This window comes from Stappia indica (genome assembly GCF_009789575.1).
Lineage (GTDB): Bacteria > Pseudomonadota > Alphaproteobacteria > Rhizobiales > Stappiaceae > Stappia > Stappia indica_A.
Map to the genome: position 1 here is coordinate 2,988,349 of NZ_CP046908.1, position 9,152 is coordinate 2,997,500.

Below are 9,152 nucleotides of genomic sequence, written 5' to 3' on the forward strand. Positions count from 1 at the left end.
AGATGAACAAGACGCACGACAACAGGGCATGGTTCTTCGTCCTTCCGGTGGTGGCGCTGGTTGCCTTCAACGCCGTCATCCCGCTGATGACCGTGGTCAACTATTCGGTTCAGGAGACCTTCGGCGACAATGTCTTCTTCTGGGCCGGCGTCACCTGGTTCGAGCAGGTGCTGCAGTCCGAGCGCTTCCACAACGCGCTCGGCCGCCAGTTGATCTTCACCTTCACCATCCTTGCGATCGAGATCCCGCTCGGCGTCGCCATCGCGCTCGCCATGCCGCGCAAGGGGCCGTGGGTCCCGGTCTGCCTGGTGCTGATGGCGCTGCCCCTGCTCATTCCCTGGAATGTGGTCGGCGCCATGTGGAACATCTTCGCCCTGCCCGATATCGGCCTTCTCGGCCGCAGTCTGAATGCGCTCGGTTTCGACTACAACTTCACCCGCCAGCCGGGCGACGCCTGGTTCACGCTGATCCTGATGGATGTCTGGCACTGGACGTCGCTGGTGGTGCTGCTGGCCTATGCCGGCCTCGTGTCGATCCCCGACGCCTACTACCAGGCGGCCAAGATCGACGGCGCGAGCCCCTTCGCCATCTTCCGCTACATCCAGCTGCCGAAGATGAAACGGGTGCTGACCATCGCCGTGCTGCTGCGCTTCATGGACAGCTTCATGATCTACACCGAGCTGTCGGTGCTGACGGGCGGCGGCCCGGGCAACTCGACGACGCTTCTTTCGATCGATCTCGTCAAGATCGCGCTCGGCCAGTTCGATCTCGGCCCGGCGGCGGCCATGTCGCTGATCTACTTCCTGATCATCCTGTTGCTCAGCTGGGTCTTCTACACCCTGATGATGCGCAACGAGCAACAGTGAGGAGACGACCGATGAACAAGGGCAAGGCTCTCGTCCCGATTCTCTACATCATCTTCCTGATGTTGCCGATCTACTGGCTCATCAACATGTCGTTCAAGACCACGAACGAGATCCTCGGCACATTCACATTGTTCCCGAGCGAATTCACCGTGGAGAATTACGTCAAGATCTTCACGGATCCGACCTGGTACATGGGGTATGTCAACTCCTTGATCTATGTGCTGATCAACACGGTCATCTCGGTGACAGTTGCCCTGCCGGCGGCCTATGCGTTCTCGCGCTACCGGTTCCTCGGCGACAAGCACCTGTTCTTCTGGCTGCTGACCAACCGGATGGCACCGCCTGCGGTCTTCGCCCTGCCCTTCTTCCAGCTCTACTCGGCGATCGGCCTGTTCGACACGCCGCTGGCGGTGGCGCTGGCGCACACGCTGTTCAACATTCCTCTCGCCGTGTGGATTCTGGAGGGGTTCATGTCCGGTGTCCCCAAGGAGCTGGACGAGACGGCCTATGTGGACGGCCACTCCTTCTGGTCCTTCTTCCTGAAGATCTTCGTGCCGACCATCGCCGCGGGCATCGGCGTCGCCGCCTTCTTCTGCTTCATGTTCTCCTGGGTGGAGTTGCTGCTGGCCAAGACGCTGACCTCGGTCGCCGCCAAGCCGATTGCTGCCACGATGACCCGGACGGCGAGCACGTCGGGCTATGAGCTCGGCCTTCTTGCCGCGGCGGGGACGCTGACCATCATACCGGGGGCCTTCGTCATCTATTTCGTTCGCAACTACATCGCCAAGGGCTTCGCCCTGGGACGGGTGTAGCGTCAGGCCAGGGGAGACATGTCATGGGACTGAGCTGGATGGCCTGGACCGGGCCGACCGCCGCCTTCTTCATCTTCATCGGGCTGTGCTTCGTCGCCATGTCCGTCTGGGAGTACGTGTCGCCCGGCGGCGGGCCGCGACACGGCGCTCTCGGGCTGGACACCACGCGCGGCGACCGGCTGTTCATCTCGCTGCTCGGCAGCGCCTTCATCTTCCTGGGATGGCTTGCCCTCGTCGGACCCGACCTGTGGGTGCCGCTCGCCATTGCCGTGGCTTATGCGGTGGCCGTGTTCCGCTGGGTGTGACGGGCGTTCGTCGCCGCGTCCCTTGTCCTTCGATCCGACTCGCCGGATGATTGCCGCATGGCAACCGGCGAAGCGCGAGCGAGAATGCAAAGCGGCCCGACAGCGAGAGTGAAGGCAGGGACGGAACGCGCCCGCCGGTCAGGCGGCGGCAGCGCCCGCATGAGGGTGCTGCGTCTGAGGGCCGCCTCGGTGGCCGGCGCCTGTCTCATCGCAGCAGGGGCTCTGGCCAGCGCCGCACCGGCCTCGGCCGAGGGCTGGCAAGATGCCGGGCAGATCGCGGCGATCTGCAAGGCGGAGCCGGAGGCCAATCCGGTCGCCGTCACCTTCTGCCTCGGATACCTGCAGGGAACGCTCGATGCCTTCCTGCTGGGGCGGGCCAATTGCATGTCGCCGGGGGTCGATGCCAACGGGCTGCGCCGCATCCTGCTCGAGCATGTGGAGCGCCATCCGGACAGGCTCGCGACCAGCGGCCCGCTGCTGGTCTACGACGCCTTCGCCGAGGCCTGGCCGGCATGCGCCCACATGCCCCGCTATTCGGCCCGCAGCACCGGACGGTGACCCGCTGAAACGCAAAACGCGCCGGCGGGGCCGGCGCGTTGCAAGGCTCGTGAAGAGGCGCGGAGGGCAGTCGGTTCAGGCGACGGCCCGGGCCAGAGCACACTGCGACCACAGCGACTCGATGGAGCGCACCAGATGGTCGATGTCGCCGTCGCTGTGCAGCGGCGAGGGGGTGATGCGCAGCCGCTCCAGGCCTTTCGGCACCGTCGGGTAGTTGATCGGCTGGATATAGATCCCGTAGCTGTCGAGCAGGATGTCCGAGATCATCTTGCACTTGACCGGATCCTTCACCATCACCGGAACGATGTGGCTGGGATTGTCGATATGCGGGATGCCGGCGGCATCGAGCTTGCGCCGCAGCGTCGCCACCCGGTTGCGGTGGCGGGCGCGCAGCATCTCGCCGTCGGCCGACTTGAGATACTTGATCGATGCACAGGCACCGGCGGCCAGGGCCGGCGGCAGCGCGGTGGTGAAGATGAAGCCGGAGGCGAAGGAGCGGACGAAGTCGCACAGCGACTCGGACGCGGCGATATAGCCGCCCATGACGCCGAAGGCCTTGCCGAGCGTGCCCTCGATCACCGTCAGGCGGTCCATCAGGCCCTCGCGCTCGGCGATGCCGCCGCCGCGCGGACCGTAAAGGCCGACCGCATGCACCTCGTCGAGATAGGTCATCGCGCCGTACTTCTCGGCAACGTCGCAGATCTCCTTGATCGGCGCGATGTCGCCATCCATCGAATAGACGGATTCGAACGCGACGAGCTTCGGCCGGCCCGGCTCGATCTCGGCGAGCTGACGCTCCAGGTCGGCAACGTCGTTGTGCTTCCAGATCCGCTTCTCGGCGCGCGAATGGCGGATGCCTTCGATCATCGAGGCATGGTTCAGCGCGTCCGACAGCACCACGCAGCCCGGCAGGTGCGCGGCGAGCGTGCCGAGCGCGGCCCAGTTGGACACATAGCCGGAGGTGAACAGCAGGGCCGATTCCTTGCCGTGCAGGTCGGCCAACTCGCGCTCGAGCAGCACATGATAGTGGCTGGTGCCGGAAATGTTGCGGGTGCCGCCAGCGCCGGCGCCGCAGCGCTCGATCGCCTCGTGCATCGCATCGGTCACGACCGGCTGGAGACCCATGCCGAGATAGTCGTTCGAGCACCACACCGCGACTTCATGGGAGCCGTCCTGCGTGTAGCGTGTCGCGCGGGGGAAATTGCCCGTCTGACGTTCGAGATCCGCGAAAACCCGGTAGCGGCCTTCCTTGTGCAGTCCTTCGATCTTGTGTCGAAAGAAGCTCTCGTAATCCATTCCGGCCTCCGGACCTCTTGCGGGGGTGCTGACGGCTACTATGCGTCGATTCATACGAGGTTTCAAATGCTCGCAAATTAGTCTCGTTCCAACCTATAACCGATGGTCGCGGCTGCGTGAATTGGGAATATGCCGAATGGGCGTTTCGACGCAGGCAGACCTGCCCGGCCCAGCACTTGCCGCCGTTTTGCGAGCCGTCCGGTCCGCCCTCGTCCCGCCTCGCCCGCGTTGCGCGCCTGCAAGGGCGCCCTGCGAAAACACCTCCGCGGCCGCTCATCCGGCCCTTGCCGCTTGCACCGTGCGTCCGCCTTCGCCATAACCCGCGGGCGCACGGCACCTGCCCTGCGCCGCATCCTGCGATCGACCCGAGGTCCAAACTGGGGGACAGTCTTTTGAACGAGTTTCAGCCGCGCGTTTTCTCCGGCGTTCAGCCTACCGGCAACCTGCATCTTGGCAACTATCTCGGCGCCATCGCGCGTTTCGTGCCGCTGCAGGACGAGATGCCGGCGATCTATTGCGTCGTCGACCTGCACGCGATCACCGTCAAGCACGATCCGGCCCTTCTCGCCGGGACGACGCGCGAGGTGACCGCCGCCTATCTGGCCGCAGGCATCGACCCGAAGAAGGCCATCATCTTCAACCAGAGCCAGGTCCGCGAGCATGCGGAGCTTGCGTGGCTGTTCAACTGCATCGCGCGCATCGGCTGGCTCAGCCGCATGACCCAGTTCAAGGAAAAGGCCGGCAAGAACCGCGAGAACGCCTCGGTCGGCCTGTTCGCCTATCCGACGCTGATGGCCGCCGACATCCTGGCCTATCGCGCGACGCATGTGCCGGTGGGCGACGACCAGAAGCAGCACCTGGAGCTGACCCGCGACATCGCGCAGAAGTTCAACAACGACTTCGCCGACCGCATCAAGGAGCTGGGCCTCGGCATCGCCAACCCGACGCCGAGCCCGGAGCTGCCGGACGAGCTGTTCTTTCCGCTGACCGAGCCGATGATCGCAGGTCCCGCGACCCGCATCATGAGCCTGCGCGACGGCACCAAGAAGATGTCGAAGTCGGACCCCTCCGACCTGTCGCGCATCAACCTGCGCGATTCGGCCGACGAGATCGCCAAGAAGATCCGCAAGGCCAAGACCGATCCGGAGCCGCTCCCTAGCGAGATGGACGGCCTTGCCGAGCGTCCCGAGGCGGCCAACCTGGTCGGCATCTATGCCGCGCTGTCGGGCAAGTCCAAGGACGCCGTCCTGTCGGAGTTCGGCGGCCAGCCCTTCTCGATCTTCAAGCCGGCGCTTGCCGATCTTGCGGTCGAGAAGCTGGCGCCGATGACCGGCGAGATGAACCGCCTGCTCGACGACCCCGGCCATATCGATGCGGTGCTGCGCGACGGCGCCGGCCGTGCCTCGGAGATCGCCGGCCCGGTGCTGCGCGATGCCCGTCGCATCATGGGCTTCCTGGAAGGGCGCTGAGCCGGCATCGCCAGCAGCTTTTCGCAAGAGCGTTTTCTTCAAGAGCGTTTCGGGGGCCGCGGACACTGTTCGCGGCCCTTTTTGTTGTCGATGGCCGCCGCCGAGGGCAGGCGGCCTGCTCGCGGGTGCAACGGGCTTGTCTTTCCGGCGCACACGGGGCTAGTGTTCGGATCGAACAAAAGAGGAACGGGATTTCGGCAGATGAGCGGGCAACGCATCCAGCTCGACCAGCCGCTGGTCGACGGCCGGCAGTCGGAGACGGCCTTGCGGGTCTGGCGCGGGGCAGCGCGCCTGTTGCGGCAGCTGCGCTTTGCCTGCGTCGGCGAGCTGACGCTGGCATCGGGTCGGCGCGCGGACATCGCCGCGATCGGCCCGAAGGGGGAGATCTGGATCGTCGAGGTGAAGTCGTCGCTGGCGGACCTGCGCGCCGACAGCAAGTGGCCGGACTACCGCCTGCATTGCGACCGGCTGTTCTTCGCCACCCATGCCGACGTGCCGGCGGAGGTGTTTCCTCCGGACGCCGGCCTCATCCTCTCCGACGGGTTCGGCGCGGAAATCCTGCGCCAGGCGCCCGAACACCGCCTGCCGGCCGCGACCCGCAAGGCGGTACTTCTGAGATTCGCGCAGTCTGCAGCCCTGCGCCTTCACGACCTGCATGATCCCGATGCGCGGGCGGCCACCGGCTACGGCGTGCTGTGAAGGTCCGGCGGAAAGGTCAGCGCGGCGCGCGCTTGGCGAGGATCCGCTGCAGCGTGCGGCGATGCATGTTGAGGCGCCGTGCGGTCTCCGACACGTTGCGGTCGCACAGCTCGTAGACGCGCTGGATATGCTCCCACCGCACCCGGTCCGCCGACATCGGGTTCTCCGGCGGCGGTGCCTTTTCCTCGCCGTCCGACAGCAGCGCGGCCAGCACGTCGTCCGCATCGGCCGGCTTTGCCAGATAATCGACGGCGCCCAGCTTCACGGCGGTGACGGCGGTGGCGATGTTGCCGTAGCCGGTCAGGATCACCACCCGGGCTTGCGGCTTGCGGGCGCGGATCGCCTCGACCACGTCGAGGCCGCTGCCGTCCTCCAGCCGCATGTCGACCACCGCGTAGTCCGGCGCCTCGGCCTGGATCGCCTCCAGCGCCTCACGGACGCTGTCCGCGGTCACGGTGGTGAAGCCGCGCTTTTCCATGGCCCGCGCCAGCCGCTGCTGGAACGGGCGGTCGTCGTCGACGATAAGCAGGTTGCCCTGCACGACGCTGTCCGTTCCTGAAACTTCACTCATTGCACCGTCCCGTTCTTTCTGCCGCCGTGCCTCTCGACGGCGGACCTCTTTGGATCTGTTATAAGTGCGTTTCCGCTCCGGGCAAATCGAGCGGCCGGGTTGCTGCTGCGTCATTTGCACTCGCGCCCAGATGCCACGGAGAGCGGCTGTCGCGCGGCCAGGCGATGCGAACGACGGCGCCGCGCTCCGGCGGCGGACGGTTGCGCAGGCGCAGGTCCGCCCCCGTGCGCTCCAGCAGCGTCTTTGCGATGAAGAAGCCGAGGCCGAGACCGCCGCCGGTCTGCCCCTGGCCCGGCCGCCCGTCGCGGGCACCGCGCGCGGTGACATAGGGCTCGCCGAGCCTTGCCATCACATCCGGGGTGAAGCCCTGGCCGTCGTCGGCGATTTCCAGCAGCACCTGGGTCGCCGACCAGCGGGCGGTGACGGTCACCGTGCTGTCGGCGAAGTCGACGGCATTTTCCAGCAGGTTGCCGAGGCCGTAATGCATCGCCGGATTGCGCCTTGCCATCGGCTCCTCGCCCTCGCCCTGGATGTCGAGGCGGATGCGCGCGCCATAGGCCCGCGCCGGCTCCACCACCTGGTCGATCATGTGCGACAGTTTCTCGCCGCGGAAATGCTGGTCCCGGTCGTCGGGCAGCGAGGACAGCTTCGACAGGATCTCCCGGCAGCGCTCGGCCTGCGACAGGATCAGCGTCAGCTCTTCCTTCAGCGCGTCGGCGGAGGGGGGATGCTTCTCGTCGGCGAGGTCGCGCACCAGCTCCTTGGCCGACAGATAGACGGTGGCGAGCGGCGTGCCGAGCTCATGGGCGGCCGCTGCCGCCAGCCCGTCGAGCGCATGCAGGTGCTGCTCGCGCGCCAGCACCAGCTCGCTCGCCGTCAGCGCGTCGGACAGCTGGCGCGCTTCCTCGGCAACGCGGAACGCATAGATGCTCATGAAGGCGAGCGAGCACACGAGCGCGATCCACAGGCCGATGGCATAGACCGGCGGCAGGCGGAAGGTCTGTCCCTCCGGCCAGGGCAGCGGCAGGTGGAAGGCGGCGATCAGCGTCGCGATCACCGCCGCGAGCAGGCCGAGATAGATGGTGTTGCGCGCCGACAGGCCGGCGGCCGAGACCATCACCGGTGCCAGCAGGAGGAAGACGAAAGGGTTGCCGAGGCCGCCCGTCAGATAGAGAAGGCCGCCGAGCTGCATCAGGTCGTAGGCCAGCTGCAGCGCCGCATAGCGCTCCGACAGGCGCTGCGACTGCGGCGAGCGCACCTTCAGGAAGATGTTGAGCCAGGCCGAGGCGGCGACCAGCGCCGCGCAAAAGGACAGCGGCAGCGGATAGGCCAGATAGAAGTGGACGACGACGAGCGCGGCGGTCTGCCCCGCGATCGCCAGCCAGCGCAGGCGCACCAAGGTGTCGAGTTTCAGCCGCCGATGCGGGGAGCCGAGTTCGGGTCTGTCGGTATCGTCCATCGTGTCCTGCCGGCCTGCCTGAGGGGTCTGCACCTGTTGTGGCGCGCGCTCCGGGCTGCGTCAAATCCGGGGGAGTCCCGGGGGGAGCCCGCCCTCGCCGTCGCCCTTTCGCCGGCGGCGCGCGGCGCGGCGGGGGCCAATCAACCCTTGGCAGGGAAGCCCTGCCATGCTAGCCGATGCTACGAGTTTGAGCGCACAGGCCAGCGTGTCCGGGAGCGAGACCTTGCCGGGGACATGGGGACTGCGCGCCGGAATATGGATGTCATCGAGACAGGATAACTGACGCATGAGCGACACGAACGACGCGGCCGCGGGCCAGGGCAACGAGGCCGGCGGTGCACCGGGCATGAGCATTCTCGCCCAGTACATCAAGGATCTCTCCTTCGAGAACCCGAACGCGCCGGGATCGTTGCAGCCGCAGGAGCAGCCCAAGCTCGACATCAACGTCAATGTCGGCGCCCAGCCGATGGGCGAGAACCAGTTCGAGGTGGTGCTGACGCTGACCGCCAGCGCCAAGACCTCGGCGATGACCGTCTTCGCCATCGAGCTGGTCTATGGCGGCCTGTTCCGCATCGTCGGCGTGCCGCAGGAGCACCTGCACCCGTTCGTGCTGATCGAGTGCCCGCGCATGCTCTTCCCCTTCGCCCGCAACATTCTGGCCGAGGCCTCGCGCAATGGCGGCTTCCCGCCCCTGATGCTCGACCCGATCGATTTCGCGGCGCTCTACCGCCAGAATGCCGCACAGGCCCAGGCGGCCGGCGAGCAGAAGCCGAACTGATCCACCTGCCAGCCTTGCTGCAGGATGCGAAAAAGCCGCGGACGATGTCCGCGGCTTTTTTCGTTCTGGGCTTTCGGTCGGACGGGGGGCGTTACGCCTGCGGCGTCCCTGCCCCGGGGGAGGCCGGCCCGCGGCCACGATCGGCCATGAAGCGGTCGAACTCTTCCTGGTCGCGCGCCCTTCGCAGTTCCTGCAGGAACGCGTCGAACTCGGCACGCATTTCGTCGATGCGCGCACGCTCTTCCTCGAGCCGCTTCAACTCGCGGGCCCGGTAGTCGTCGAAGGCGGCATTGCCGGTCGGGCGGACATCGCCAAAGCCCCGGTCCGAAGACAGGCCCT

11 protein-coding genes (1 of these 11 running past the window's edge) are annotated in these 9,152 nt (G+C 66.6%); 7 read left to right on the top strand and 4 right to left on the bottom strand.

Features of this window, described 5'->3' with window-relative positions:
* Nucleotides 1–2: 2 nt before the first annotated feature.
* From GH266_RS14045 to GH266_RS14060, 4 genes are all read left to right on the top strand, one after another.
* Nucleotides 3–866 (top strand): carbohydrate ABC transporter permease, encoded by an 864-nt coding sequence (locus tag GH266_RS14045; protein ID WP_158194381.1) that lies wholly within the window; start codon nt 3–5, stop codon nt 864–866.
* A gap of 11 nt (nt 867–877) precedes the next feature.
* Complete coding sequence (locus GH266_RS14050) at nt 878–1,678, top strand: carbohydrate ABC transporter permease (RefSeq protein ID WP_158194382.1); 801 nt, start codon at nt 878–880, stop codon at nt 1,676–1,678.
* A 23-nt stretch (nt 1,679–1,701) separates the two neighbouring features.
* The gene (locus GH266_RS14055; RefSeq protein WP_158194383.1) at nt 1,702–1,983 is read left to right on the top strand and encodes a DUF2160 domain-containing protein; all 282 of its coding nucleotides are present in this window, start codon (nt 1,702–1,704) and stop codon (nt 1,981–1,983) included.
* A gap of 159 nt (nt 1,984–2,142) precedes the next feature.
* Nucleotides 2,143–2,541: a Rap1a/Tai family immunity protein gene (locus tag GH266_RS14060; RefSeq protein WP_158194384.1), complete on the top strand. Its 399-nt coding sequence runs from the start codon at nt 2,143–2,145 to the stop codon at nt 2,539–2,541.
* A gap of 75 nt (nt 2,542–2,616) precedes the next feature.
* Here GH266_RS14060 and hemA read toward each other — a convergent pair whose 3' ends face one another.
* Nucleotides 2,617–3,837 (bottom strand): 5-aminolevulinate synthase, encoded by a 1,221-nt coding sequence (hemA, locus tag GH266_RS14065; RefSeq protein WP_158194385.1) that lies wholly within the window; start codon nt 3,835–3,837, stop codon nt 2,617–2,619.
* A gap of 392 nt (nt 3,838–4,229) precedes the next feature.
* On the opposite strand from hemA, the gene trpS reads away from it, so the two are divergent.
* Both trpS and GH266_RS14075 read left to right on the top strand, forming a co-directional pair.
* A complete protein-coding gene (trpS, locus tag GH266_RS14070) occupies nt 4,230–5,306 on the top strand; it encodes a tryptophan--tRNA ligase (RefSeq protein ID WP_158194386.1) in 1,077 nt (358 codons plus the stop codon).
* Nucleotides 5,307–5,507: 201 nt separating this feature from the next.
* The gene (locus GH266_RS14075) at nt 5,508–6,005 is read left to right on the top strand and encodes an MmcB family DNA repair protein (protein WP_158194387.1); all 498 of its coding nucleotides are present in this window, start codon (nt 5,508–5,510) and stop codon (nt 6,003–6,005) included.
* 16 nt (nt 6,006–6,021) lie between these two features.
* Here GH266_RS14075 and GH266_RS14080 read toward each other — a convergent pair whose 3' ends face one another.
* Nucleotides 6,022–6,576 carry an ActR/PrrA/RegA family redox response regulator transcription factor gene (locus tag GH266_RS14080; protein ID WP_158194388.1) on the bottom strand — a complete coding sequence of 185 codons (555 nt, stop codon included), beginning with the start codon at nt 6,574–6,576 and terminating at the stop codon, nt 6,022–6,024.
* 58 nt (nt 6,577–6,634) lie between these two features.
* Nucleotides 6,635–8,035, bottom strand: coding sequence for an ActS/PrrB/RegB family redox-sensitive histidine kinase (locus GH266_RS14085; protein ID WP_158194389.1), 1,401 nt, complete (start codon nt 8,033–8,035; stop codon nt 6,635–6,637).
* Between the two features lie 286 nt (nt 8,036–8,321).
* On the opposite strand from GH266_RS14085, the gene secB reads away from it, so the two are divergent.
* A complete protein-coding gene (secB, locus tag GH266_RS14090; protein WP_067224741.1) occupies nt 8,322–8,813 on the top strand; it encodes a protein-export chaperone SecB in 492 nt (163 codons plus the stop codon).
* Nucleotides 8,814–8,904: 91 nt separating this feature from the next.
* Here the strand turns inward: secB and GH266_RS14095 are convergent, their stop codons facing one another.
* Nucleotides 8,905–9,152: the 3' portion of a DUF2852 domain-containing protein gene (locus tag GH266_RS14095; protein ID WP_244953837.1), read on the bottom strand. The gene runs 127 nt beyond the window's last position; 248 of the gene's 375 nt are visible here — the last part of the coding sequence; the start codon falls outside the window, past its right edge; its stop codon occupies nt 8,905–8,907.